This window comes from Prevotella sp. khp1 (assembly GCF_900102205.1).
Taxonomy (GTDB): Bacteria; Bacteroidota; Bacteroidia; order Bacteroidales; family Bacteroidaceae; genus Prevotella; species Prevotella ruminicola.
In genome coordinates, this window is the sequence record NZ_FNJZ01000001.1 from 1,412,416 (window position 1) to 1,437,862 (window position 25,447).

Here is a 25,447-nt window from a genome sequence, read left to right on the forward strand (position 1 = left end):
ATCATTCACAATTTAAAAATTAAACAATTTAAAAATGTAACAATTAGATTTTACCATTTTTGCATTCTTACATTTTTTAATTTTTACATTTTTAATTGGCTCCGCCACCGAGGGCCTGATAGAGGCTTACTACGGCCTGCATCTTTGAGAGTTGGTCGCTAACCTCTGCTATCTCAGCGTTCAGCAGATTGCTCTGAGCGGTAATCACCTCGAGATAGGTGGTGTTTGACGACGACTCCATCAAACGCTTGGTGTCCTCGACATTCTTCTTGAGCACCTCTACACGCTTGCCATCGAGTTCGGCCTTCTGACTGTAAGAGTTGTAGGCTACGAGGGCATTCGACACCTCGTTACCTGCCTTGTAGATAGCGTTCTGCCACTTGTTGTAAGCCTGCTCGTACTGCATCTTGGCCACCTTCAGGCCTGCCACAATCTGTCCGTGCTGGAAGATGGGCTGAGTGAGCGAACCAACAGCCGAGAGCAACCATTTACCTGGATTGATTGAACCACTATTGTTGGTAAAGGCTGCTGTACCAGTGATGCTAATGCTGGGATAGAAACGGCTACGGGCCGTCTCCACATCGTAGAAGCACTGAGCAAGCGACATCTCGTACTGGTGCACATCGGCACGGTTGGCCAGCATCTGGATACCTACACCTGTCGAGAGGTCGGTAGGCAGCGACTGACCAGCGAACTTGCCACGGGCGATGGCCTGACCAGGCTGACCCAGCAGCAACGAGAGCGAATTCTCGGTCTCACGCATCTGACGCTCCAGATCTACACGCTGACTCTGTACCTGATAGTAGGCAGCCTCGGCACTCTGAACGGCTGTAGAGCGATAGCCTGCGCGGTTCTCGTGCATAAACTGCATCTTCTCCCAGGTCTCCTTGGTGAGCTGCTCCATATCGGTAACAATCTCCATCTGGCGATCGATCATGAGCAGGGTGTAATACAGGTTGGCGATGGTAGAGATGACGTTGGTCTTTACTACCGTCTGGTAATCCTTTGTAGCGATGAGCTGCATCTGAGCCGAGCGCTTAGCACTGAGCAGATTGCCGAACAAATCGACATTCCAACTGGCCGAGATGGGCAGCGAGTACGACTTGGTAGCTGCAGCACCATCGAACGAGGTGAGTGAACCCTGTGGACTTACTGCTACTGAGGGCAGGAAGGCCAGCTTGGCCACCTTGAGTGCCTCGTTAACCATCTGCACGTTGAGGGCGGCATTCAGCAGATCGGGATTGTTATCAAGTCCCTGCTGGATGAGTGCCTGCAACTGTGGATCGGTAAACACCGAACGCCAAGGCATATTACCAAAGGTGGTGGTGTCCTGTACAGCCAGGGTATCGGTCAGCGACTGAGTGTCGCGAATCAATCCCTTGGTATCCACCTCGGGGCGCTCGTATTTATTATAGAGTCCGCAGCTTGACAGCAGCAATGCTGCAGACATGCATATCATGAGTTTCTTCATATTACTTCTCCAATTCATAATCTTCTGATTTTTTATGTGCATACTGAGCCAGCTCGGCTGCAACCTCAGGATTCTCCTCGTCCTCGAACTTAATCGGACTAATCTTCTCCTGTAGCGTCTGGAAGATAACGAACAGTGTGGGCACCACGAACAGCTGCAGGATAGTACCAATGAGCATACCACCCACGGCAGCAGCACCCAGCGTCTGGTTACCATTCTTACCAACACCGCTGGCAAACATCATTGGCAGCAGACCGATAACCATGGCCAGTGAGGTCATGAGGATAGGACGCAGACGAGCAGCAGCACCAAGAACTGCCGACCAAGAGATGGCCATACCCGTCTGACGGCGCTCAAGGGCGAACTGTACGATCAGAATGGCGTTCTTAGCCAACAGACCAATCAGCATGATGAGTGAGATCTGCATGTAGATATCGTTGGCATGACCAAACAGGTTGGTGAACAAGAAGCAACCAGCCAATCCGAATGGAACAGAGAGTACTACCGACAGTGGCAGGATGTACGACTCGTACTGTGCCGACAGAATGAGGTAGATGAAGATGAAGCACAACAGGAAGATGATACCTGTGGTGTCGGAAGCCTTAGCCTCCTCACGGGTCAGACCTGAGTAGTCGTAGGTATAACCACTTGGCAGCATCTGAGCAGCCACCTCGTCGATAGCCTTCAGCGCCTCACCGGTAGAATAGCCATCAGCCACAGTACCTGTTACGTTGATAGAGGTGAACAGGTTGAAGCGGTTGATGTTCAATGGGCCATATACACGCTCCAAGTTACAGAACTCCTTAACAGGCGACATGCCCGCAGGTGTGCGTACATATATACTATTAAGCGACTCAGGCGTCATACGTGTCTCAGGTGAACCTTGAATCATCACACGATACAGTTTACCGAACGAGTTGAAGTTAGAACCATACAGTCCGCCATAGTATCCCTGCAGTGTGCTGAGCACAGCTGTTGGCGAGATGCCCGACTGCTTACACTTAGCCACATCCACATGAACCATGTACTGAGGATAGCCAGGGTTGTAAGAGGTTTGTGCCGACTGGAACTCAGGACGCTTGTTCAGTTCAGCCAAGAACTCCTTAACCACACCGAAGAATCGGTTCAGATCGCCACCAGTACGGTCCTGCATAACCAGCGAGATACCCGAGTTAGCAGAGAAACCAGGAATCATTGGGGGCGAGAATGCCAGAATCTGTGCATCCTTGATATGAGCTGTCTTGATAAAGATCTGGGCAATCACACCGGTAGCATCGTAAGGATTGATGAAGAAGCGATAGATACCATCGCCCTGCCACAAACCAGAGAGTTTCCACCAGAATCCTTTCTGACGCTCCTCAAAGGGCTTCAGCTTGATGATAAACGTACCCTGGTCGGAACCGGCACCTGCGATAAAGTTATAACCCTGAACCATCTCACGGTTCTTAATGGCAGGAATCTGCGACAGGATAGAATCTACCTGCAGCACGACCTCTTTGGTACGAGCCTCGGAAGTGGCAGGAGGCATAGAGATGGTACAGAACAGTGTACCAGTATCCTCATCAGGCACCAGACCTGTCTTGGTAGTCACGAAGGTAACAGCCAGCACGACGATACCCACAACGACTGTACCGATAATGGCCAATGGCTTGCGCACCAGTTTCTCGAGAATACCACGGTATTTAGCGGTTGTGGTTTCGAAAGCCACGTTGAACGACTGGTGGAAACGATCCACGCGCGACATCTTCTTTTCGTGACCATCCTTATCGTGAGGTTTCAGGAACACAGCACACAAGGCTGGCGACAGTGTCAAGGCGTTAACAGCCGAGATAATAATGCTGATAGCCATGGTTACACCGAACTCGCGATAGAACGTACCCGAAGTACCGCCGATGAACGATACAGGCACGAACACAGCTGCCATTACCAGTGTAATAGAGATGATAGCGCCCGAGATTTCATTCATGGCATCGATAGAGGCAGTCAGCGAACTCTTATAACCCTGATCGAGCTTAGCATGCACAGCCTCGACCACCACGATGGCATCATCCACCACAATGGCGATGGCCAGCAGCAAGGCCGACAGTACCAGCAGGTTGATTGAGAATCCCATCACATTCAGGAAGAAGAATGTACCTACCAGTGATACTGGCACGGCAATCAATGGGATGAGTGTAGAACGCATATCCTGCAGGAAGATATATACCACGAAGAATACCAGTGCCAATGTCATGAAGAGGGTGAATACTACCTCCTCGATTGACGCATAGAGGAACTCGGTTACATCGTAGTTGATCTTAACCTCCATGCCTGGGGGCATCAGCTTCTGCTGCGATTCAAGCTCGGCCTTTACCTGCTTGGCAATCTCGTTAGCATTCGAACCAGCCACCTGCTGTACCATGGTCATTACCGAAGGTACACCATTGTTCTTCATCGATACCGAGTAGCCTTCACCACCCAGCTCGATCTTAGCCAGATCCTTCAGCTTCAGTGTCTGTCCGTTAGCATCACTCTTAATAATAATGTTGCCAAACTCCTCGGCAGTACGGAAACGACCGGTATAACGCATCGAATACTCGTAAGCCACATTGGAAGCCTGCTCACCAAACTTACCTGGTGCAGCCTCGATGTTCTGCTCGGCCAGCGCAGCGGTGATATCCGATGGAATCAGGCTGTGCTGCTTCATTACATCAGGCTTCAGCCATATACGCATAGCGTAGGTCTTAGAACTGAATCCAGAAGCATCACCCACACCCTCGATACGCTTCAGCGCAGGCACGATGTTGATGGCGTTATAGTTGGTAAGGAACTCATCGTCGTAACGTCCGTCGGATGTCAGTGAATACATCAGTACCTGTGACGACTGACGCTTTACCACGCGCACACCAATCTGGTTAACCTCGGAAGGCAGCAGAGCAGTGGCCTGACTCACACGGTTCTGTACGTTTACGGCACACATATCCGGATTCATACCCTGACGGAACATCACCTGAATCATAGCCGAACCAGGCGATGCTGTTGAGGTGATATAATCCATTCCCTCAACACCGTTGATACTCTCCTCAAGTGGCGTAACCACGGCATTCTTCACCGTTTCGGCATCGGCACCTGGGTAGCTACCCATGACCACGATGTTAGGCGGCGCAATATTCGGATACTGCTCGATAGGAAGCGAGACCAGTCCGATGAAACCCAGCAGCACGATGAGGATAGAGATCACCGTTGACAGTACCGGGCGTTTTATAAAATTCGTAAATGTCATAATTGTCAATTATAAATTTTCAATTATCAATTATTTCTTCATCGCACCAACGATGTCGCCGGCAGTCATAGCCTTAGCCTGCTCGTCGATCTTCTGCTGGTAGCGCTCTGGGGTGATGGGCACAATCTCCATACCATCGCTCAGCTTGGTGATACCGTTGGTCACATACTTGTCGCCAGCCTTCAGTCCTGCTGTCACCATGTAGTTCATACCATCGTTCTGTGGAGCAACCTGAATCTCGCTATATTTCACCTTGTTGTCGGCACCCAGCAGGTAAACAAACTTCTTGTTCTGAACCTCGGATACAGCCGACTGTGGGATGATGATGGCCGACGAATTGCTGTGAGGAATCACGATAGCACCTGAGCCACCACTCTTGAGCACACGCTGTGGATTCTGGAACAGGGCAATCATCTGTACCGAACCAGTAGCAGCGTCGATCACACCGCTCATCTTGGTTACAGTACCATCCAGATTATACAAAGTACCATCGGCCAGCTTGAGCTTAACTGGTGGGAACTTTGATACGGCAGCATTCTGACCACCCTCGCCCTTGCTCATCTCGAGGGCATCCTTCTCGGTTACCGAGAAATAAACCTCCATCGACGAGTTGTTTGATACGGTAGTGAGCACGCTACCTGTGCTAACCAGTGCACCTACCTTATATGGCAGGGTACCTACTACACCAGCAGCAGGGCTCTTTACATAGCAGAAGCTCAGCATCTCCTTATTCGATGCCAACAGAGCCTCAGCCTGAGCTACTGTGGCCTTAGCCTGCTCGTACTGGTTGGTGGCCTGCTGCAACTCAAAGTCACCAATCACACCATTCTCGTGCAATTTCTGTGCGTTCTCATAACTCAACTTGGCAGTATTGAGCGAAGCCTTTGCTGTATTTACGCTAGCCTGTGCCTGGCGCACCTGAGCCTGATAAGTGACGTTATCAATCACAAACAGCACCTGTCCAGCGCTCACAGTCTGACCTTCCTTCACGTTAACCTGAGTAATGAATCCAGCCACCTTAGGACTAATCTGCACATCCTGTACACCCTTGATGGTTGCAGGATAAGTGGTCTGTGTTTCAGAACTCTGAGTACCTACAGTTGTTACAGGATACTCGTTGTCGCCAAACTGGGGGCGACCACCGCCACCACCGCATGATGACAAAATCAGCGATGCAACGGTCATTACCAAAAACATTCTTTTCTTCATACTAACTATCATGTATCTAATTTAATCCAAACACAATTCAACCCGAAAACTTTGCGTATTACGCGCGGTTTTCGGGTTGCAAAGATACGAAAATTATATCTTACGATATATTCTTCTGAATAAACTTTTAACGTTTATTGCCTATAGCCTATAGAGCAACGCATTTTTTAACATTTAGAATGGAAATACCAAACCAACGTTCAGTGTGCTGTGACCATCGTACTGAGTTTTGTAGCAGTACTCGCACTTGAACGAAAGATTGGCATTGAGAGGGTACTCCATACCGCAACCGATGTTCAGGCCCAGCTTAGAATCGCTACCCTCATCGTAGCTCCAACCCATCACGTTCAAACCTGCCAGAGGATAAACGGTGAACTTGCTGTTAGAAATATGGAACAGGTACTCTACGTTGATGTTGGGGTTCCACATGCTCACGTGATCCTTGTTGAAGTAGTAGTCGAACTGAGCGACACCACGAACATTCTCAGCAAACTCATAGCCAATGTTGGCACCGATACCACAATTGTTAGGTGAGTCGAGCAAGTAATTGAAATGACCGCTGATAGTGGTCTTACCAACTTGTGCATACGATGCCACACTAAGCATCAAAGCACAGATTCCCATTACAATCTTTTTCATAACTTTTTGTCTTTTAAGAATTAAATTAATAATACAAAATATTATATCATAGTTTGATATAAATCTTCTTTCGATACAACACGTAACCGATGGCAAAATTCAGTAGTACAAAGTAAACTGCATAAGCAAACGATGCCCACTTGAGGGGCGCGATCACCGCATGAATGCCATTATATACCATTTCGGATACTTCGATATTTTTCAACAGAATAGCCAACAGTTCGCTCGACACATACAAGGCCAGCGCATTCACACCGAACACGTGGAAGAAGGTGGTCCAACCGCTCTTCTTCTGTATGTCGATCACATACATCAGCAGGGCCTGCAGCAGCGAAGCCAAACCGCAAGTCATGAGCACGTAACTAGGACTCCAGATGCGCTTATTCAGGGGCAGCCCATAGCTGAGCAGGTAGCCGCCAATCACACATACTGCACCAACCACAAACAGGGCAATCACCTTCTGTTCAACCGTTTCACGCTTGCGAATCAGCATGCCACAATAGAAGCCCAACAGTACATGGGCTACCGATGAGATGGTACCCACCAAGCCCTCGGGGTCAACCGGACTTTTATGATAGATATGATCGTAACCAAACAAATTCAAATCCACCTGTGCCAGCACATTCACGTTAGCATCCTCGGCATAGCCGTTACCCAGAATCAGGATGGCGGTATAGATGGCTAACAAACCACCAATCACAGACAGGGTGTACTTGTGATTACAGAACAGCGCAAACAGCGACACGATACCATAGCACAAAGCTATACGCTGCATCACCGCCCAGATGCGCAGATGACCGAAGCACAGTAGGTCGCCCTCGATGGCATGGTCGAACCAGTTGATAAACAAGCCGATAGCAAATAGCAGCACCGTACGCTTAACAATGCGACGGATGACCTGTGGGGTTGGCTTGAACTCTGACTTTACCAGCGAGAGATAGCACGAGATACCCATGATAAACAGGAAGAAGGGGAACACCAGGTCGCAGGGCGTCATGCCGTTCCACTTAGAGTGACGCAGCATCTCGAAACTCTCGCCCCAACCGTTGTTCACCAGTATCATGCCTGCCACGGTGATACCGCGCAGAATGTCGAGACTTAATAATCGCTTACTTTCCATTGACCATTGAACATTGACCATTGAACATAAAATCTATCACCTCCTTGGCTACATCTACGGGTGAGCCTTCGGGGGCAGCTGAGTATGGTGTCTGGTCCAGCGTCCAGGGCTCTTCCATAGCATAGTAGTCGAGCTTTACCTCCTGAGGCAGTGCCATAGCAAACAGCTCGGCAGCTGTCTTAGTAGCATTCGGACCACCACCCAACAACTCAGGCTGTGGGGCAGTCTGGGCCTTCATCTGAGCTGCCAGGGCATCGAAGTACGACTTCCAACGTACATAGTAGAAGTCCTTCAACAGTCCCTGCCACTCCTTGTGGGCATAGTCGCGCAAACCACCCGTATCGGCACAGTAACGGTTACCCCACGTCGTGATCTGTACGCGCGCGTTCCATTCGTATAGCTTTTTCTCCTCTGCAGTCGTGCCGGCATTCACAGCATCCTGAGTCCAATGACCTACACGAAACTCGGTGCGGGTGCCCAGCAGCTTATCCTGCAGAAGCAACATTTTTAAGAAACGGTCGGCATCGCGATCGAACTGCTTACGACTGAAAGCCTTGTAATCGGCAATGGTCTTCTGGTACTGCAAGCGTGCCTGATCGGCCAGAGCCTGACGGGTGATATCCACCAGATCGTATTCAAAATTATTGTTGCCACGGTATTTCTCGGCCACACTATTCATCAGCTTGGCTGCCTTCTTGGTCATTGCTGGGTCGTAGTAGTTCTTCATCTTCGACCAGCTTGATGCCTGGAAGTTATTGAGTGTGGGGCGACCGCAGAAGATACTCTCGTGAGGACCCTGCTGGTTGTTGCCTGCAGGACAGTTGTAGATGCTCTTGGCCAGAGTAAGCCAAGCCTTCTCGATAGCCTCATCCTCTACACCATAGCGTGCCTTCACATAATTCTTAACCCACTGCTCCTTGGTAAACTTCTCGGGGCGCCAAGGCAGCTCGCTCATCAGCTCGAACATCACAGGATTGTTCTCCGAACCCTCCATGGTGAAGCCGATGCCCTTTAACTTTGAGCTTTGAGCTTGGAACTTTGAACTTTGCAACATATAGAAGTTGTCGAGCAACTGATCCATACGTCCGTGCAGACCGACGTTGGCACCGAAGTTCTCAAGCAGACAGAACAGCCACTGGTGCTGCTTGTAACCCTGCTCACGCTTCCAGATGCTGGGGATACCGAACATGGGGCGACACTCCGAGAAGAGATCGAGCACCAGCAGGTCGCCAGTCTTCATGCCGTCCACCATCGCCTCGCGAGGATTCTCGGTCCAACCCTGAATCACCCATACAGCCTTAGGATTCACACGTTTCATGGCCTGCATCATGGCCTGACCGGCTTTAGCATAATCGATATTTGGATCATCGTTACTCTCGTGGAAGGGATCCATCGAATAGTAATCGGCCTTACCAAACAGCTTGGTGAGCTCATTATAATATAAGGTGGCGATTTCGGAGAATCGCGCATCGGTAGGCAACAGGTTAGCAGGGCGCTGGAAACCATTCCACAGACCTGCGTCGGCCACGTTCAAGCCTAACTTCTCCTTTGCGTCGTGAGGCACCATACCGCAATAGCCTGGCAGTACAGGGTGCATGCCCAACTGCTTCATGCGAGCCAGAATCTGCTTCTGCAGCTTTTCCTGACGGGCATACCACGATGTGGGCAGTGGTCCACCCCACCCTTCGAGGTTGTTCATCTCCCACCAAGCCAAGAAGGCAGGACCGGCGATAAACTCGCCCACCTCTTTCTCGGTATAGCCTAACTTCAACAGCATATTACGCCATACGCACTCCTCGCCAACAATAGCCAGTGGCATGTTGATGCCGTGAAGTGCCATCCAGTCGATCTCCTTTTCCCAGCGTTTCCAATCCCAGAAAGCCATCGAATAGCTGAAGGTGCAGTAGTTGAAATCGTAACGCAGCGACAAATCGGTTTCGCGGCGCTCTTTCTTGGTTACTGCGGGCAGCTTGGCAGGCAGTTTAGCCTGCATCTGGTTCCACGAGAGGTGGATGCCCGCATAATATTTCAGATACCAGTTCAGTCCCGAAGCGATGTTTACCCACGAGTTACCGCGGATAACCACCTTATTGCCAGCCTGGTCGAGTTCAAAGAAATCCTTGTCGCTCTTTACCAGCTGTGTTTTAAACTTGGCCGAAGCGCCCTTGTCGATTCTTTCCAGCAAATCATCTACAGGATTTGCCCACATCTGTATAGACAGCAGAATTCCGATAATAGTTAGTAGTTTCCTCATATCACTTAATTAGTTTCATTTCCTTTGCTTTTGCCATTAGCAATGCCATCAGGGGTTCGCGCTCGTTTTCCACCTTATTATCTAATACAGCATCCTTCAGGTACTGCTTGAGCACTCCTACCTCACGGCAGGGCTGCAGATGGAACATCTCCATAATCTCGTTACCATCAATCACAGGCTGCAACAGGCGCACGTAGTCCTTCTCCTTCAGGTCGGTCAGCTTTTCGCGCACCATGCGGAAGTTCTCAAGGAACATTTTTTTGCGCACCTCGTTCTTCGAGGTGATATCAGCCTCGCACAGGGTCATCAGGTCCTCGATATCCTCACCCGCATCGTTCATCAGTCGACGTACGGCCGAATCGGTCACAATCTCATCGGCAATCACGATGGGACGCATGTGCATATCTACCAACTTCTGCACGTACTTCATCTTCATGTCGAGTGGCAACATGAGGCGACGGAATATCTGAGGCACCATCTTGGCACCAATCATATTATGATTGTGGAAGGTCCAGCCGATAGCTGCATCCCAACGTTTCGACTTGGTTTTACCCACATCGTGCAACAGGGCTGCCCAGCGCAACCACAGGTTGTCGGAGTGCTGGGCCACATTATCCAACACCTCGAGGGTGTGGTAGAAGTTATTCTTGTGCGCACGACCGTTCTTCTGCTCTACGATATCGAGTGCCGACAGTTCGGGCAGGATGATATTGAGCAGACCGCAACGCTGCAAATCTACAAAACCACGCGATGGTGTCTTAGAGAGAATAATCTTGTTAAGCTCGTCCTTGATACGCTCGCCGCTCACGATCTTGATTCTGTCGGCCATGCGCTCCAGGGCCACAAAGGTTTCCTCCTCAATCTGGAAGTTAAGCTGTGTGGCAAAACGGATGCATCGCATCATGCGCAAGGGATCGTCGCTAAAGGTGATGCCTGGCTCCAGCGGGGTAGCAATGATACCATCCTCCAAGTCGGCCAAGCCATTAAACGGGTCGACCAGCTCGCCAAAACGCTCTTTATTCAAGCAGATGGCCATGGCATTGATAGTAAAGTCGCGACGGTTCTGATCGTCCTCCAATGTTCCGTTTTCGACAATAGGTTTACGGGAGTCGTGACTGTAGCTCTCCTTACGAGCTCCCACAAACTCCACCTCGTATTCGGTACCCTTCTGCCAGAATTTCACCTGGGCAGTACCAAAGTTCTTAAATACGCTAAGATGTGCTTTCTTGCCTACGATGCGCTTGAGTTCCTCGGCCACCTTGATGCCGCTGCCAACTACCACCACATCGATATCGTTAGACGGACGTTCCAGGAATATGTCGCGTACATATCCGCCCACCACATAGCACTCCAGACCCAATCGATCTGCAGCCTCGCTTATTTGGTGGAAGATGTCCTGATTTAATATCTCTGCTAATTCCTCGTCGCTATATAAATTCATTATATATACCTTTTTAGGTTGCAAAGATACGGATTTTTTTCCTTTCCACCAATTATTTTAGCATTAATAAATAAAATAATCCTTGTTTGTCTTCTTTTTAATATTTTCTTTAATACTGCTGTATAACGGATCGTATTTGGCATTAGGCTTATTAATGGTAAAGCCCTTTACCTTTATAATATAGTTCTCAACACTATCGGCCGACATCTGATCGAGATGCAACGACTCATTATAAAACGCCTCCATTTCCGGCAACGAGTTTTGCGTCAACAGAGGTTTCTCTCCGTAGTAAGCAAGTCCAAGAAGCAGGACCGCAGCAACTATCAACAACAGTTTCTTCATTTGCGTATAGTTTTTTAAGTGGTGCAAAGATAAGTATTAAATTTTAAACCGCCAAACATTTTTTTGCAAAATTACGTATTTTGATATCAATTTGCCACTTTTATTTTGTCATATCAGTCAAAAACACTACCTTTGCGCCAAGAAATCAGTTACATTGCCAATGGAACCAATTAACGACTTTTTTTCGCTGATGAGTTCATTCCTCTGGGGATGGCCTATGATAGTGCTGCTGCTTGGTACGCACCTGTTCCTGACGTTCAGGTTACACATACCTCAGCGCAAACTGTTCACAGGCATCAAGCTATCCGTAAAGAAAGACTCCAAGGCCGAAGGCGACGTGAGTCAGTTCGGAGCCTTAGCCACCGCACTGGCTGCCACCATTGGTACAGGTAACATTGTAGGTGTGGCCACAGCCGTAGCCCTGGGCGGGCCAGGTGCTGTACTGTGGTGCTGGTTGACAGGTATCTTCGGTATATCGACGAAATATGCCGAGGGACTGCTAGCCGTGAAATACCGCGTAAAAACAGCCGATGGCAGAATGCTTGGCGGTCCGATGTACGCCTTGGAGCGTGGTTTGGGCATGAAGTGGTTAGGCATTCTGTTTGCCATTTTCACGGCTTTGGCCTCGTTTGGTATCGGCTGTACGGTGCAAGCCAACTCGATAGCCCTGCTGGCACACGAAACATTCGGAGTACCTGCCTGGATTATCGGTTTAACCGTTTGTCTGCTCACCGCTTTGGTTATCTTAGGCGGTGTAAAAGCCATTGCCAAGGTGTGTACGGTGCTGGTACCTTTCATGGCACTGCTGTATGTACTGGGGTGCATCGCCATACTTTGTATTAACAACAGCTATGTGTGGCCAGCCATCCAACTGATTATCAATTCGGCTTTCAACCCATCGGCTGCAGGTGGCGGATTTGTAGGCGCCACAGTGATGATGGCCGCCCGTTATGGTATTGCCCGTGGCTTGTTCAGTAACGAGAGCGGACTGGGTAGCGCCCCAATTGTGGCAGCTGCCGCCCAGACACGTAACCCCGTGCGTCAGGCCTTGGTGTCGAGTACAGCCACCTTCTGGGATACCGTGGTTATCTGCGCACTCACAGGATTGGTATTGGTAAGCAGCATTCTGGCCTACCCCGACATTACCTATGCTGATGGCGCAGCACTTACCAAAGTGGCCTTCTCGAAAATTCCCTACGTAGGTGCGCCCTTGTTGGCATTCGGTATTCTGACGTTTGCTTTCAGCACCATCATTGGCTGGAGTTACTATGGCGAGAGTGCTGTAAACTATCTTGAAGGCAGAAGAACCAATCGTTTCTACCGCATTCTGTTTATCGTGTCGCTCTTCTTCGGCTCTATCATTAATCTGGACATTATCTGGAATATTGCCGACTGCATGAACGCGTTGATGGCGATACCTAACTTGATAGCCCTGCTACTGCTAAGCGGTGTGGCTGCCCAGGAAACCAAGAAATACCTGTGGAGCAACCGTCTGGACGATGAGATGGAAGAAGTGAAAGATGAAATATAAGGTGACAATCTATTAATAATTAAACCAAGGTATGAGAAAAAACATTTTAATGCTGGCCGTAGCTATGATTGCGGCAATGTGCGTAACCACGTCGTGCGGAAACAAAGCCCAGAAACAGGACGAAACGCAGGCTGGACAAGTGAACAACTTCCGCATTAAGCGCGGAACCAACATCAGTCACTGGCTGTCGCAGAGCGAGCAGCGTGGCGAGGCCCGTCGCCTACACATTCAGGAGGACGACTTTGCACGTCTGGAGGAGTTAGGATTCGACTTTGTACGTATTCCCATCGACGAGGTACAGTTCTGGGACGAGGACGGCAAGCAGCTGCCCGAGGCTTGGGGATTGCTGAACAACGCACTCGATTGGGCTAAGAAGCACAACCTGCGCGCTATTGTGGATCTGCACATTATCCGCTCACACTACTTTAACGCAGCAAACGAGAACGATAAGGCTGCTAACACCCTGTTTACTTCAGAGGAGTCGCAGCAGGGACTGATTAACCTATGGAAGCAGCTGTCGGACACCTTGAAGAACCGCAGCAACGACTGGGTGGCTTACGAGTTTATGAACGAGCCTGTAGCACCCGAGCACGAGCAGTGGAACCAGCTGGTAGCCAAGGTACACAAGGCCCTGCGCGAACTGGAGCCACAGCGTACACTGGTGATTGGTAGTAACATGTGGCAGGGACACGAGACCATGAAGTACCTGAAGGTGCCCGAGGGCGACAAGAATATCATCCTGAGTTTCCACTACTACAACCCCATGATTCTGACACACTATGGTGCTTGGTGGACACCACTGGGTAAGTATCAGGGCAAGGTGAACTATCCTGGTGTGCTGGTATCGAAGGAGGATTACGAGGCTGCTCCTGCTGAGATTAAGGATCAGCTGAAGCCTTACACCGAGCAGGTTTGGGACATCAACACCATCCGTGCCCAGTTTAAGGATGCCATCGAGGCCGCCAAGAAGTACGACCTGCAGCTGTTCTGCGGTGAGTGGGGTGTTTACGAGCCAGTGGACCGCGAGTTGGCTTACAACTGGACACGCGACATGCTGACCGTATTCGACGAGTACAACATTGCCTGGACTACCTGGTGCTACGATGCCGACTTTGGTTTCTGGGATCAGCAGCGCCACACCTTCAAGGACCGTCCATTGGTTGAGTTGCTGATGAGTGGCAAAAAACTGGGAGACGAGTAATCGAGAATTGAAAATTGATAATTGAAAATTGACAATTAGAAATTGAAGAAGATTGCATTGGCCGTGTTTACGGCATTACTAATAACGGCTTGTGGCGAGACGAAGACCCGACAGGAAATCAATCGCCGCAAGGCCGCTTTGGTTGAGAAACAGGAAACAGAGTTGAAGAAAGCACAGGCCGAATTATGGAAGACCGACAGCCTGTTGCAGTTAACCAATCAAAAATTTGATTCATTGACCAAGGAGGTAGAATTGCACAAGCAGGCGCTGAAGGCTACACCCGAAGAATTGACTGCCCTGACACAACTGCGCATAAAACGCGATTCCATCCGTACTCAATACGAAGCTTTGGGGCTGAAAATCCGCTATATACACAAAAAGCAGAAAGAAAAGTAGCAGTTCGCAGACATGCTAACTTCAAAAAAAGTGAAAAGTGGCTAAAAAGTTTTCCACTTTTCACTATTTTTTGTACCTTTGCACCCGATATGACCCAATTTGAAAAGACAAACGCTCAGTTTGAGCAGGCTCTGGCAGAATGCAGAGCACTGTTCGAGAAGAAACTGCACGACTACAAAGCGTCGTGGCGCATCCTGCGTCCCACGGCATTAACCGATCAGTTGTTTATCAAAGCCAAGCGCATCCGCTCGCTCGAGATTAAGAAAGAATCGCTGGTGGGCGAAGGCATACGTCCGGAGTTTATCGCACTGATTAACTACGGCATTGTAGGTCTTATCCAGCTGGCTAAGGGATTTGCTGATACGGTTGACATCAGCAACAGCGAGGCCATGGCACTCTACGACGAGCATGCCAAGGAGGCCCTGGAACTGATGAAGCGTAAGAACCACGACTACGACGAGGCGTGGCGCGGCATGAGGGTTAGTAGCTATACCGACCTGATTCTGACAAAAATTGAACGTATCAAGGAGATCGAGAACTTGCAGGGCGAGACACTCGTGAGCGAGGGTATCGATGCCAACTATATGGATATCATTAACTACGCGGTCTTTGGAGTAATTAAATTATCGGAGGACGACGATAACGCCACAGCATGAAGAAAGCTGCCGTTAACATCTGCCGAATAGTGCTGGCACTGACGTTTATCTTCTCAGGATTCGTCAAAGCCGTTGACCCACTGGGAACACAGTACAAAATACAGGACTACCTGGTGGCAATCGGATTAGGGCGCATGATGCCCGACTTTACCACGCTGGCCTCATCGGTACTGTTGGCAGCCACCGAATTCTTCTTAGGCATCTGCTTGCTGTTTGCCATCAGGCGTCGCATTGTGTCGAAGCTGGTGCTGGCCATCATGGTCGTAATGACACCGCTCACACTCTGGCTGGCCTTGAGCAACCCTATCAGCGATTGCGGTTGTTTTGGCGACGCGCTGGTGCTTACCAACTGGCAAACGCTGTGGAAGAACGTGATACTGCTGGGCGCAGCCATCGTGGTATGGAAATGGCCATTGGAGCAGGCACGACTCATCAGTCAGAGCAATCAGTGGATAGTGATGAACTACAGCTTGGTGTTCATTCTGCTGTTTATCTCGGGCAAGAGTCTGTACACCCTACCCCAGTTCGATTTCCGACCCTACCACATTGGAGCCGACATACGCGAGGGTTGGACAAAGATGATGGAAGGCGAGGATTCGCCCTACACCGATTTGTTTATCGAGCAGGTGAGCGATGGCGAGGACCTGACGGAGCAGATACTTAACGACGAGGGATACACCTTCCTGTTGGTTGCCCCGCATCTGGAACAGGCCGACGACTCACGATTGGACGAGATTAACCAGATGTACGAGTACAGTCTGGATAACGGATATCCGTTCTACTGTCTGACAGCCAGTGGCGAGAAAGCCATCGAGAGCTGGCGCGACCTGACAGGTGCCGAATACGCCTTCTGCCAGACCGACGACATCACACTGAAAACGATGATTCGCTCGAACCCTGGACTGCTGTTGCTCAAGGATGGTAAGGTGATACGCAAGTGGAGCCACAACAACCTGCCCACCGAGGAGGAGTTGACCACCAAGCTTGAAGACAGCGAATTAGGCCAGTTGCCCACCGAGACCGTAACCACCAAGATACTGTGGGTATTAACGTGGTTTGTACTACCGCTGGTACTCCTGACGATTGCCGACCGCCTCTGGGCTTGGACCAAGTGGGTGAGACGAGAGAAGGATACTGTGGATAGTGACAGTGAATAGTGATTAGTGAATAGTGATTAGTTTTTTTACATTATAAAATTTAGTAGAATTATGAGAAAGAAAATTGTAGCAGGAAACTGGAAGATGAACATGAATCTCCAGGATGGTATCGCTCTTGCAAAGGAGCTGAACGAGACTCTGAAGGCTGACAAGCCAAACTGTGGTGTAGTAATCTGCACTCCATTCATCCACCTCGCATCTATCGCACAGTTCCTCGACCAGGACATCATCGGTCTGGGTGCTGAGAACTGCGCCGACAAGGAGAAGGGTGCCTTCACTGGTGAGGTATCTGCTGAGATGGTAAAGAGCACAGGTGCTCAGTACGTTATCCTGGGTCACTCAGAGCGTCGTGAGTACTACAAGGAGACTCCAGAGATCCTGAAGGAGAAGGTGCTTCTGGCTCAGAAGAACGATCTGAAGGTTATCTTCTGTATCGGTGAGAGCCTGGAGGAGCGCGAGGCTGGCAAGCAGAACGAGGTAGTTAAGGCCGAGCTCGAGGGTTCAGTATTCAACCTCTCTGAGGAGGACTTCCGTAAGATCGTTATCGCCTACGAGCCAATCTGGGCTATCGGTACCGGTAAGACCGCTACTGCTGAGCAGGCTGAGGAGATTCACGCTTACATCCGTTCAATCATCGCCGAGAAGTATGGTCAGGCTGTAGCTGACGACACTACTATCCTTTACGGTGGTAGCTGCAAGGCTAGCAACGCTCCTGAGCTGTTTGCTAAGCCCGACATCGATGGTGGTCTGATTGGTGGTGCTTCATTGAAGGCTGCCGACTTCAAGGGTATTATCGACGCTTGGAAGAAGTAATCGCAGTGAAACGATTAATGACTATAATGACGCTTTGCATCGGCTGCTTTATGGTGGCCGATGCTCAGTCGTCGTTTACCCAGAGGCTGCAACAGAGCAAGAACGGCGAGGGCAAGATAACCCTTACGCAGACTAAGGCCATCGACGAGCTGGTTAACGGTCCGGCTACTACTGCGGCTACCACAGGTACTACACCTGTACACCCCAAGAACACTCAGAAACAAACAGAGAAGAAAGAAAACAATACTGCTACAAACACAAATCAGGATAAGGAAACAAAGCCGAAGGTACAGCCCGTAGTGGTTGAACACAACGACACCGTGAGTCTTGACAACCCCGAGGAAATCCAGAAAAAGATTATGAAGGGTACCAAGGTGCCAGGCTATCGCGTACAGGTGTATGCAGGCGGCAACTCACGTAACGACCGTATCAAGGCCGAAAGAATAGGCAGTGAGATCAAGGGATTGTTCCCTGGCGTACCTGTCTATGTACATTTCTACTCACCACGATGGATTTGCCGCATGGGCAACTATCGTACCTACGAGGAGGCACACGAGGTGCTGGAGCGTGTAAAGCGCAACGGCTACCAGTCGGCCATCATCGTAAAAGGTAAAATCACCGTACAATATCAATAATGAATATAGAGATTAAGGAATACGACAACGAGAAATATCGCGATGGAATCGAGGAATTAGCCGACCACTACGAGAAGATACTCGGCCTTTTGGGCGAGGATCCTACCCGTGAGGGTTTGGAAAAGACCCCCATGCGCGTGGCCAAAGCCATGCAGGTGCTTACCAAAGGCTACACAATGGATGCCCACAAGATTCTGACCGATGCCCTGTTTAAGGAGGACTACAACCAGATGGTGATTGTAAAGGACATCGACTTTTTCTCGCTGTGCGAACACCACATGCTGCCATTCTACGGTAAGGCACACGTGGCTTATATCCCTAACGGCTACATCACCGGTCTGTCGAAGATAGCCCGCGTGGTGGATATCTTTGCCCACCGTCTGCAGGTTCAGGAGCGCATGACGCAGCAGATTAAGGACTGCATTGAGCAAACCCTGCACCCCTTAGGTGTGATGGTGGTGATCGAGGCCAAGCACATGTGCATGCAGATGCGCGGTGTGGAGAAACAGAATAGCATTACTACAACAAGCGACTTCAGCGGTGCCTTTAATCAGGCTAAGACCCGTCAGGAGTTTATGAACCTCATACACAATAATCAAATCTAAAACAAAAAAGGTATGTATCAAGCTGACATTGACACCAACACCAACTACAGAACCAACGAGTCGTTTACACAGGAGTTTACCCGCAGCTGTCTGGGCCGCATACTCATCTTCGGCGTCATTATCCTGGTAGGAATGCTGGTAGCTTACTTTACCGCTCCTAAAGAGGAAGACATGAACGAGGAGATGACCGATAACCTGATGCAGTGCCTGGAGGTTAACGACGGCATCAAGGGCGATGTGGTGGATGACTATGTGCACAACTTGACATTTATCTTTACCACCGCAGATACCACAGTGATACCACAGGACGACTTGGAGATTTTCCACAAGTACAACCGTCTGATATCCTATCGTCATACGTTCTACTCAACATCTTACCTCCACAACAACATGCACCCCGAGGGCACTCGCGTAGGTGTAGGTATGTTCGGCATCATCATCCCAACGGTATTCTTCGAGGATATCCTGCTCGAGGTGGGCACCATCCATAAAGGCTACGAGCAGCGCCTGAATCAGCCTGAAGTTAAAGAGCCCGAGGAGGTAGATCTGGGCCAGACACCTGAAATCCGCGAGTTCCACTACAAGGGCAACGAGGACGACTAATCGCAAACTTACTGCGAACTAATTATTATCAATTATATGAAGACCAGGACTTTACTGAGCATCGCCCTGATGCTCTGTGCCTCAACGAATATGCAGGCACAAAACCATGCTGCAAGCAAGCATGAGAACATAGTTACAAACATGATCGACAACCCCATGCTGTGGGCCGATGTACCCGACCCCGACATCATCCGCGTGGGCGATACCTTCTATCTGGTATCCACCACCATGCACCTGATGCCTGGCGCACCCATCATGAAGTCGAAAGACCTGAAGAACTGGGAGACCGTGGGTTACATCTTCGACAAGCTGACCGACTCGCCCAAGTACGACCTCTCGCCTACCGAGGGTACCGTTTACGGACGCGGACAGTGGGCCACATCACTCAAATACCATAAGGGTAAGTTCTATGCCCTGCTGGCTCCCAACGAGCGTGGTGCCATGGGCGATACCTATATTTTTACTGCCGACAAGGCCGAGGGTCCATGGAAGATTGTGTCGCGCATGCGCCACTTCCACGACTGCTCGCTGTTCTTCGACGATGACGACCGCGTGTACGTAGTATATGGTACAGGCGAGATGATGGAGCTGAAGCAGGACCTCTCGGATGTGATTGAAGGCACCCACCGACAGATTTTTAAGCGCGAAGCCGACGAGACCGGACTGCTTGAGGGTTCGCGTATGATAAAGCATAACGGCAAGTATTACCTGCTGATGATTTCGCATGTGTATGCCCCTGGCCGCCATCGCCGCGAGGTGTGCTACCGTGCCGATAATATCCAGGGCCCTTACGAGAAGGCTACCATCCTGCAGTCGGAGTTCGGTGGCTTTTCTTACGAGGCACAGGGAACCATTGTTGATACCCAGGATGGCGACTGGTATGGTGTGATATTCCAGGACCGTGGCGGTGTGGGCCGTGTGCTCACCTTGATGCCCTGTCGCTGGATTGACGGTTGGCCTATGCTTGGCGACGAGGAAGGTCGTGTGCCCGACCGCGTTCGTGCGCTGAAGAATGGCGAACCCGAGGCATCTATCGTAAAGGCCGACGACTTTTCATCAGATAAGTTAGGTTTGCACTGGCAGTGGAATCACAACCCCGTAGATAAGGCCTGGAGCCTGACCGAGCGCCCAGGTTACTTGCGACTGAAGACCAGTCGTGTGGTGCCCAACCTGTATCTGGCCCCCAACACACTTACCCAGCGCATGGAAGGCCCACAGTGTTCAGGTGCTATCGTGATGGATCTCTCGAAGATGAAGGATGGCGACTGCGCCGGTCTTTCTGCTTTCAACAGCGATTCAGGCACCCTCACCGTGAAGAAGAACGGTAAGAAACTCACCCTCGAGATGAGCGAAACCAAGGTGACGCTGAGTCCGCGCGAGAAGAAGGTGGAGAAGGTGGAGGAAAAGGTTGTAGCAACTGTAGCACTGCAACAACTGCAGCAAAAGAAACTGTGGCTGCGCATCGATGCCGATTTCCGTCCGCAGGGCGGTCAGGGTATCGACACCGCAAAGTTCTACTACAGCCTCGACGGCCAGGAGTGGCAGCAGATTGGCAGCGACTACCGTCTGAAGTTCGACTGGCAGCGCTTCTTCATGGGTTCAAAATTCGGTATCTTCAACTACGCCACCAAGAAAGCGGGCGGCTACGTGGATATCGACGAGTTTGCATATAACAAAATCCAATAATCATTATGAACAGAGTAACAATAGCCATTCTTGCCTTGCTGGCACCAATAGTTATGTGTGCACAAGGTGTAAAAATCGAGTTCTTTACACCTTCTGTTGTACATGTGGTAAAGTACCCAGGGCAGCCAGTAACACCCGAGAGCAAGGTGATTATAGCCAAGCCTCAGGAAGTAAAGCTTACCCGCAAGGGCAGCACCACATCGAGTAGCGAGCTAACGGTGAAGCTCGACGAGAAAACGGGCTGCATCACATTCCTTGATGCCAAAGGAAAAGTGCTGCTACGCGAAAAGTCGCACACGTTTACCCCACTCAACCAGACCTTTACGCTTGATAAAGGCGAGGCTATCTACGGTCTGGGCACCATCCAGAACGGCAAGATGAACCGTCGTGGTGAGCATAAACGCATGGAGCAGAGCAATCTGGAGGACTTCCAGAACGTGATCCAGAGCATCAAGGGTTGGGGCCTGTATTGGGATAACTACGCCCCCACCCAGTTCGACGATGATGCACGCGGCATGTCGCTTACCTCTGAGGCCGGTGATGTGATCGACTATTACTTTATGTATGGTGGCTCGGCCGATGGCGTGATAGCCAAGATGCGCCACCTGAGCGGCGATGTGCCCATGTTTCCCCTGTGGACGTATGGTTTCTGGCAGTCGAAGGAACGTTACAAGACCGCAGCCGAAACCGAGAGCATTGTTGATAAATACCGCGAGCTGCAGGTGCCCCTGGATGGTATTATCCAGGACTGGCAGTACTGGGGCTCTAACTACCTGTGGAATGCCATGGACTTCCTGGCTGAGGATTTTGCCAACGGCAAGCAGCTGATTAAGAACGTACATCAGAAGCATGCCCACTTCATGATCAGTATCTGGGCCAGCTTCGGACCTATGACACAGCAGTTCCGCGAGCTGGATGCCAAAGGCTTGCTGCTGCCCATCGAGACATGGCCACAGAGCGGTATCTCGCATGTATGGCCTCCACGCATGGACTATCCTTCGGGCGTCAAGGTCTATGATGCCTTCAGTGCCGAGGCACGCGCCATCTACTGGAAATACCTGAAGAAGCTGTACGATTACGGCACCGATGCCTGGTGGATGGACTCTACCGATCCCGACTTCTTCAACCCCAAGGAGAGCGACTACCAGCACCCTGTTACCGGCGGTACTTGGCGCTCGCTGCGTAATGCCTTCCCACTCGAAACCGTACGCGGTATCTACCAGGCACAGCGCAAGGACGATCGCGGCAAGCGTATCTTCATCATGACACGCTCGTCGTTTGCCGGACAGCAGCACTATGGCTCAAACATGTGGAGTGGCGACGTAGCCTCGTCGTGGGAGATGCTGCGCAATCAGATTCCCGCAGGCTTGAGCTTCACGCTCACCGGTAATCCCAACTTCAACACTGATATCGGTGGTTTCTTCTGTGGTTCGTACAACACCAAGGGCTCTGGCTCAGCACCTAAGAACCCACAGTTCCAGGAGCTGTATGTACGCTGGATGCAGTACGGACTGTTCTGTCCGGTGTTCCGCAGTCATGGTGCCGATGCCCCTCGCGAGATATGGCAATTCGGCGAGCCTGGCACCCCCGTTTATCAATCTATCAAAAATTTGATTGATTTCCGTTACCGCCTTATACCTTACTTATATAGTACCGCCTCGCAGGTTACCAACAACAACTTTAGCTACATGCGCCCGCTGTTCAGCGACTTTGCCGCCGACAAGAAAGTATGGGACATGACCGATGAGTTTATGTTCGGTCGTAGCATCCTGGCCTGCCCCATTGTAGAGGCCCAGTACACCCAGGAAAAGATTATCAAGGAAGATGCCATGACCGGCTGGAACCGTAAGGAGGTTACGGGCGAGTCTGCCGCACAGGCAGACTGGACCGAAACCAAGACCGCAACCAAGTACCTGCCAAAGGGTGCCAACTGGTACGACTTCTGGACAGGCAAGCTATATAAGGGCGGACAGAACGTGGTGCTTACTACCCGATTCGACCAGGTACCGATGTTTGTACGTGCCGGTAGCATTGTGCCATTGGGTCCTGTGATGCAGTACGTAGGCGAGAAGCCTTGGGACAACCTCGAGATACGCATCTACCCAGGTGCCGATGCCGAATTCTCGCTGTACGAGGACGAGGGTGATGGTTACAATTACGAGCAGGGTTACTACTCTAACATCATCTTTACTTGGACCGACCGCACCCGCACGCTGCACATCAGTGCCCGCCAAGGTGGTTACAAGGGGATGATACTGGAACGCAAATTCACTCTGGTATTACCCGATGGCACTACCAAGACCATCGATTACAACGGCAATCAAGTAACAGTCAAGTTATAAATCGAGAACACGAAACGGAAAACAAAAAAAGAGAGAGACCCGAAAGTCTCTCTCTTTTCTGTGATCCGCTTGGGGCTCGCGCTCGGCGACGAAGGAGACGCTTTGACCTTGGTCAAAGAACCCTTGGGTGAGAGCCCCCAACGGTGAAACAAAAAAGAGAGGCTAAAAAACCTCTCTTTTCTGTGATCCGCTTGGGGCTCGAACCCAAGACCCCAACATTAAAAGTGTTGTGCTCTACCAACTGAGCTAGCGGATCAACCTTGTATGACGTATGCTTTCTTACGAAAGCGGGTGCAAAGGTACGAAGTTTTTCCGAATTAACCAAATTTATTCGGAAGATTTTTCGTTATCACCCTCATTTTCTGTATCTTTTGTAACATATTGTTCGTAATACGCGATCAAAAGTGTGGTTAACGGCAGGGCTATAATCAGTCCGATAAAGCCCAGCAGCGCGCCCCAAACCGAGAGCGAAAGCAGCAGGATGGCAGGGTTCAGTCCCATGGCCTTACCCATCACCTTAGGCGTTACAATCATGTCGCATATCAGCTGCACCACGATGAACACCAGCAGGGCCAGCGCCAGGATACCCCAGAAGTTCTGCCCGGTATCGGCCGACTTGAGCAGTGCCAGCAGCACCGTAGGTATCAGCGCAAAGGTGTGCAGATAAGGCACCAGGTCCATAATACCTATCATGATACCCAGACCGATGGCCATGGGAAAATCGATAATCGTAAAGCCTATGCAGAACAGGATACCCATGATGAGTGCCACCGTTCCCTGACCGCGCACGTAGTTGTTAAGCGCCTGTCCGGCATCCTTACCCAAGCCCTGCCAGAAGGGACGACTCTTCTTGGGGAAGATACGAATCCAGTTGTCCGTGAGGTACTCGTAATCCAGCAGGATAAAGAACATATATAATAAGGTAATAAGCGATGCCACGATACCGATAACCACGGTAGCCGTCTGTCCCAGCACGTTAAACAGTCCGGGCAGCACCGTCTTGACACTGTCGGTAAACGTAGCGCTCTTAAAGAACTTTTCAATCTCGCGGCTGTTCTGGTTTATCCACAGCTGTATGGCACCAGGAATATCCTTGATGTGCGCCTCCTTCCGTATGTAGTCGGTTGCCAGGCTGCCCAACTTCTCAAACTGCTCAATCATAGGCGGTATGATCAGGTAGATAACACCAGCCATCACGGCTATCAACAGCACCAGCGTAATCACAATGCTCAGTGCCCTGTTGCCCACATGCAGCTTATACTGCACAAATTTTACAGCAGGATAAAGCAGATAAGCCAGGAGCCAGGCCACAAAAAACGGCAGCAGCACACTGCTCAGGTAGTTTACCAGCAGCAATATGCCTATCACCAACAGGCCGGCACCCAGCCAGCGTACCAGCTGATCAAGCGTGATTGTCTTTTCTTTCATTTTCCTCTCTTATTGCTTTTTGATAACACTCGCGACACAGGGGCTCGTACTCGGTAGTCTCGCCCAGCAGCACGCGTTGCTCGCTCTGCACCTTACGATGACTGACATAAGCCAGATTGCCGCACTTCACACAGATGGCATGCACCTTAGTCACATCGTCGGCAATGGCACACAGGGCAGGCATGGGTCCGAAGGGCACACCCTTGTAGTCCATGTCCAATCCGGCCACAATCACACGTACACCGCGGTTGGCCAGCTCGTTACACACATCTACGATACCCATGTCGAAGAACTGGGCCTCGTCGATACCAACCACGTCGATATCGCTCGACAGCAGCAGGATACTACCCGGCGAATCGATGGGTGTACTCTGGATGTGCTTCTGATCATGACTCACCACATCCTCTTCCGAGTATCTCACGTCGATAGCAGGTTTAAAAATCTCCACCTTCTGACGGGCAAACTGCGCTCTGCGCATTCGCCTGATCAGCTCCTCAGTCTTGCCCGAGAACATCGAGCCGCACACCACTTCAATTCTTCCAGGTCGGTGTGCCTCACCTGTTAAGTTTTCTATCATATTGGCGACAAAATTACAAAATACCTTTTAAAAATTGCAAAGATTTGCGTGTTTTTTTGTCTATTCCGTCAATTTGCCT

The 25,447-nt window shown here is 50.4% G+C and carries 21 protein-coding genes, 1 tRNA gene and 1 pseudogene; 11 read left to right on the forward strand and 12 right to left on the reverse strand.

Going from position 1 to position 25,447, the window contains the following annotated elements; translation table 11 throughout:
• Positions 1-91: 91 nt before the first annotated feature.
• The 9 genes and pseudogenes from BLR73_RS05970 to BLR73_RS06005 form a co-directional block, all read right to left on the reverse strand.
• Positions 92-1,471: a TolC family protein gene (locus BLR73_RS05970; RefSeq protein ID WP_091859969.1), complete on the reverse strand. Its 1,380-nt coding sequence runs from the start codon at positions 1,469-1,471 to the stop codon at positions 92-94.
• A gap of 1 nt (position 1,472) precedes the next feature.
• Complete coding sequence (locus BLR73_RS05975) at positions 1,473-4,733, reverse strand: efflux RND transporter permease subunit (protein WP_091859972.1); 3,261 nt, start codon at positions 4,731-4,733, stop codon at positions 1,473-1,475.
• Positions 4,734-4,763: 30 nt separating this feature from the next.
• Positions 4,764-5,942 (reverse strand): efflux RND transporter periplasmic adaptor subunit, encoded by a 1,179-nt coding sequence (locus BLR73_RS05980; RefSeq protein WP_091859974.1) that lies wholly within the window; start codon positions 5,940-5,942, stop codon positions 4,764-4,766.
• A gap of 174 nt (positions 5,943-6,116) precedes the next feature.
• A complete protein-coding gene (locus BLR73_RS05985) occupies positions 6,117-6,581 on the reverse strand; it encodes an outer membrane protein (protein ID WP_028908370.1) in 465 nt (154 codons plus the stop codon).
• Positions 6,582-6,627: 46 nt separating this feature from the next.
• Positions 6,628-7,701 carry an acyltransferase family protein gene (locus BLR73_RS05990; RefSeq protein WP_091859976.1) on the reverse strand — a complete coding sequence of 358 codons (1,074 nt, stop codon included), beginning with the start codon at positions 7,699-7,701 and terminating at the stop codon, positions 6,628-6,630.
• A complete protein-coding gene (locus tag BLR73_RS05995) occupies positions 7,691-9,631 on the reverse strand; it encodes an alpha-N-acetylglucosaminidase (RefSeq protein WP_369821138.1) in 1,941 nt (646 codons plus the stop codon). Before BLR73_RS05995 ends, BLR73_RS05990 begins: the two co-directional genes overlap by 11 nt.
• Positions 9,632-9,673: 42 nt before the next feature.
• Positions 9,674-9,955 (reverse strand): annotated as a pseudogene (locus BLR73_RS14735) (alpha-N-acetylglucosaminidase N-terminal domain-containing protein); the annotation flags it as partial.
• A gap of 1 nt (position 9,956) precedes the next feature.
• On the reverse strand, positions 9,957-11,396 hold the full coding sequence (locus BLR73_RS06000) for an HD domain-containing protein (RefSeq protein ID WP_091859980.1): 1,440 nt from the start codon (positions 11,394-11,396) through the stop codon (positions 9,957-9,959).
• Positions 11,397-11,459: 63 nt separating this feature from the next.
• On the reverse strand, positions 11,460-11,738 hold the full coding sequence (locus BLR73_RS06005) for a hypothetical protein (protein WP_013063461.1): 279 nt from the start codon (positions 11,736-11,738) through the stop codon (positions 11,460-11,462).
• Between the two features lie 160 nt (positions 11,739-11,898).
• On the opposite strand from BLR73_RS06005, the gene BLR73_RS06010 reads away from it, so the two are divergent.
• The 11 genes from BLR73_RS06010 (at position 11,899) to BLR73_RS06060 (ending at position 23,363) form a co-directional block, all read left to right on the forward strand.
• Positions 11,899-13,269: an alanine/glycine:cation symporter family protein gene (locus BLR73_RS06010; RefSeq protein WP_091859982.1), complete on the forward strand. Its 1,371-nt coding sequence runs from the start codon at positions 11,899-11,901 to the stop codon at positions 13,267-13,269.
• A gap of 31 nt (positions 13,270-13,300) precedes the next feature.
• On the forward strand, positions 13,301-14,470 hold the full coding sequence (locus BLR73_RS06015; RefSeq protein WP_091859986.1) for a glycoside hydrolase family 5 protein: 1,170 nt from the start codon (positions 13,301-13,303) through the stop codon (positions 14,468-14,470).
• Between the two features lie 42 nt (positions 14,471-14,512).
• Complete coding sequence (locus BLR73_RS06020) at positions 14,513-14,866, forward strand: hypothetical protein (protein ID WP_091859989.1); 354 nt, start codon at positions 14,513-14,515, stop codon at positions 14,864-14,866.
• An 89-nt stretch (positions 14,867-14,955) separates the two neighbouring features.
• Positions 14,956-15,522: a DUF1599 domain-containing protein gene (locus tag BLR73_RS06025; protein ID WP_013063675.1), complete on the forward strand. Its 567-nt coding sequence runs from the start codon at positions 14,956-14,958 to the stop codon at positions 15,520-15,522.
• Positions 15,519-16,679: a DoxX family protein gene (locus tag BLR73_RS14740; protein WP_091859991.1), complete on the forward strand. Its 1,161-nt coding sequence runs from the start codon at positions 15,519-15,521 to the stop codon at positions 16,677-16,679. The genes BLR73_RS06025 and BLR73_RS14740 overlap by 4 nt, the downstream gene beginning before the upstream one ends.
• Positions 16,680-16,730: 51 nt before the next feature.
• Positions 16,731-17,492, forward strand: a complete 762-nt coding sequence (gene tpiA / locus BLR73_RS14745) for a triose-phosphate isomerase (RefSeq protein WP_013065496.1) — start codon at positions 16,731-16,733, stop codon at positions 17,490-17,492.
• A gap of 17 nt (positions 17,493-17,509) precedes the next feature.
• Positions 17,510-18,127 (forward strand): SPOR domain-containing protein, encoded by a 618-nt coding sequence (locus tag BLR73_RS06040; RefSeq protein ID WP_081372942.1) that lies wholly within the window; start codon positions 17,510-17,512, stop codon positions 18,125-18,127.
• On the forward strand, positions 18,127-18,732 hold the full coding sequence (folE, locus tag BLR73_RS06045; protein ID WP_013063830.1) for a GTP cyclohydrolase I FolE: 606 nt from the start codon (positions 18,127-18,129) through the stop codon (positions 18,730-18,732). Before BLR73_RS06040 ends, folE begins: the two co-directional genes overlap by 1 nt.
• 12 nt (positions 18,733-18,744) lie before the next feature.
• A complete protein-coding gene (locus BLR73_RS06050; protein ID WP_091859993.1) occupies positions 18,745-19,335 on the forward strand; it encodes a hypothetical protein in 591 nt (196 codons plus the stop codon).
• 36 nt (positions 19,336-19,371) lie between these two features.
• Entirely contained in the window at positions 19,372-21,021 is a 1,650-nt protein-coding gene (locus tag BLR73_RS06055) for a glycoside hydrolase family 43 protein (protein WP_369821131.1), read from the forward strand.
• 5 nt (positions 21,022-21,026) lie between these two features.
• Entirely contained in the window at positions 21,027-23,363 is a 2,337-nt protein-coding gene (locus BLR73_RS06060; protein WP_091859996.1) for a glycoside hydrolase family 31 protein, read from the forward strand.
• 183 nt (positions 23,364-23,546) lie between these two features.
• Here BLR73_RS06060 and BLR73_RS06065 read toward each other — a convergent pair.
• From BLR73_RS06065 to BLR73_RS06075, 3 genes are all read right to left on the reverse strand, one after another.
• Positions 23,547-23,619: transfer RNA gene (locus BLR73_RS06065), tRNA-Lys, on the reverse strand.
• A gap of 71 nt (positions 23,620-23,690) precedes the next feature.
• Positions 23,691-24,791: an AI-2E family transporter gene (locus BLR73_RS06070; RefSeq protein ID WP_033149642.1), complete on the reverse strand. Its 1,101-nt coding sequence runs from the start codon at positions 24,789-24,791 to the stop codon at positions 23,691-23,693.
• Complete coding sequence (locus tag BLR73_RS06075; protein WP_013063875.1) at positions 24,766-25,368, reverse strand: thymidine kinase; 603 nt, start codon at positions 25,366-25,368, stop codon at positions 24,766-24,768. Before BLR73_RS06075 ends, BLR73_RS06070 begins: the two co-directional genes overlap by 26 nt.
• Positions 25,369-25,447 lie beyond the last annotated feature (79 nt).

What these genes read in the sequence shown, in the direction of transcription:
- BLR73_RS05970 (WP_091859969.1), bottom strand. Translation starts at nt 1,471, where the DNA reads ATGAAGAAACTCATGATATGCATGTCTGCAGCATTGCTGCTGTCAAGC.
- BLR73_RS05975 (WP_091859972.1), bottom strand. Translation starts at nt 4,733, where the DNA reads ATGACATTTACGAATTTTATAAAACGCCCGGTACTGTCAACGGTGATC.
- BLR73_RS05980 (WP_091859974.1), bottom strand. Translation starts at nt 5,942, where the DNA reads ATGAAGAAAAGAATGTTTTTGGTAATGACCGTTGCATCGCTGATTTTG.
- BLR73_RS05985 (WP_028908370.1), bottom strand. Translation starts at nt 6,581, where the DNA reads ATGAAAAAGATTGTAATGGGAATCTGTGCTTTGATGCTTAGTGTGGCA.
- BLR73_RS05990 (WP_091859976.1), bottom strand. Translation starts at nt 7,701, where the DNA reads ATGGAAAGTAAGCGATTATTAAGTCTCGACATTCTGCGCGGTATCACC.
- BLR73_RS06000 (WP_091859980.1), bottom strand. Translation starts at nt 11,396, where the DNA reads ATGAATTTATATAGCGACGAGGAATTAGCAGAGATATTAAATCAGGAC.
- BLR73_RS06005 (WP_013063461.1), bottom strand. Translation starts at nt 11,738, where the DNA reads ATGAAGAAACTGTTGTTGATAGTTGCTGCGGTCCTGCTTCTTGGACTT.
- BLR73_RS06010 (WP_091859982.1), top strand. Translation starts at nt 11,899, where the DNA reads ATGGAACCAATTAACGACTTTTTTTCGCTGATGAGTTCATTCCTCTGG.
- BLR73_RS06015 (WP_091859986.1), top strand. Translation starts at nt 13,301, where the DNA reads ATGAGAAAAAACATTTTAATGCTGGCCGTAGCTATGATTGCGGCAATG.
- BLR73_RS06025 (WP_013063675.1), top strand. Translation starts at nt 14,956, where the DNA reads ATGACCCAATTTGAAAAGACAAACGCTCAGTTTGAGCAGGCTCTGGCA.
- BLR73_RS14740 (WP_091859991.1), top strand. Translation starts at nt 15,519, where the DNA reads ATGAAGAAAGCTGCCGTTAACATCTGCCGAATAGTGCTGGCACTGACG.
- tpiA (WP_013065496.1), top strand. Translation starts at nt 16,731, where the DNA reads ATGAGAAAGAAAATTGTAGCAGGAAACTGGAAGATGAACATGAATCTC.
- BLR73_RS06040 (WP_081372942.1), top strand. Translation starts at nt 17,510, where the DNA reads ATGACTATAATGACGCTTTGCATCGGCTGCTTTATGGTGGCCGATGCT.
- folE (WP_013063830.1), top strand. Translation starts at nt 18,127, where the DNA reads ATGAATATAGAGATTAAGGAATACGACAACGAGAAATATCGCGATGGA.
- BLR73_RS06050 (WP_091859993.1), top strand. Translation starts at nt 18,745, where the DNA reads ATGTATCAAGCTGACATTGACACCAACACCAACTACAGAACCAACGAG.
- BLR73_RS06055 (WP_369821131.1), top strand. Translation starts at nt 19,372, where the DNA reads ATGAAGACCAGGACTTTACTGAGCATCGCCCTGATGCTCTGTGCCTCA.
- BLR73_RS06060 (WP_091859996.1), top strand. Translation starts at nt 21,027, where the DNA reads ATGAACAGAGTAACAATAGCCATTCTTGCCTTGCTGGCACCAATAGTT.
- BLR73_RS06070 (WP_033149642.1), bottom strand. Translation starts at nt 24,791, where the DNA reads ATGAAAGAAAAGACAATCACGCTTGATCAGCTGGTACGCTGGCTGGGT.
- BLR73_RS06075 (WP_013063875.1), bottom strand. Translation starts at nt 25,368, where the DNA reads ATGATAGAAAACTTAACAGGTGAGGCACACCGACCTGGAAGAATTGAA.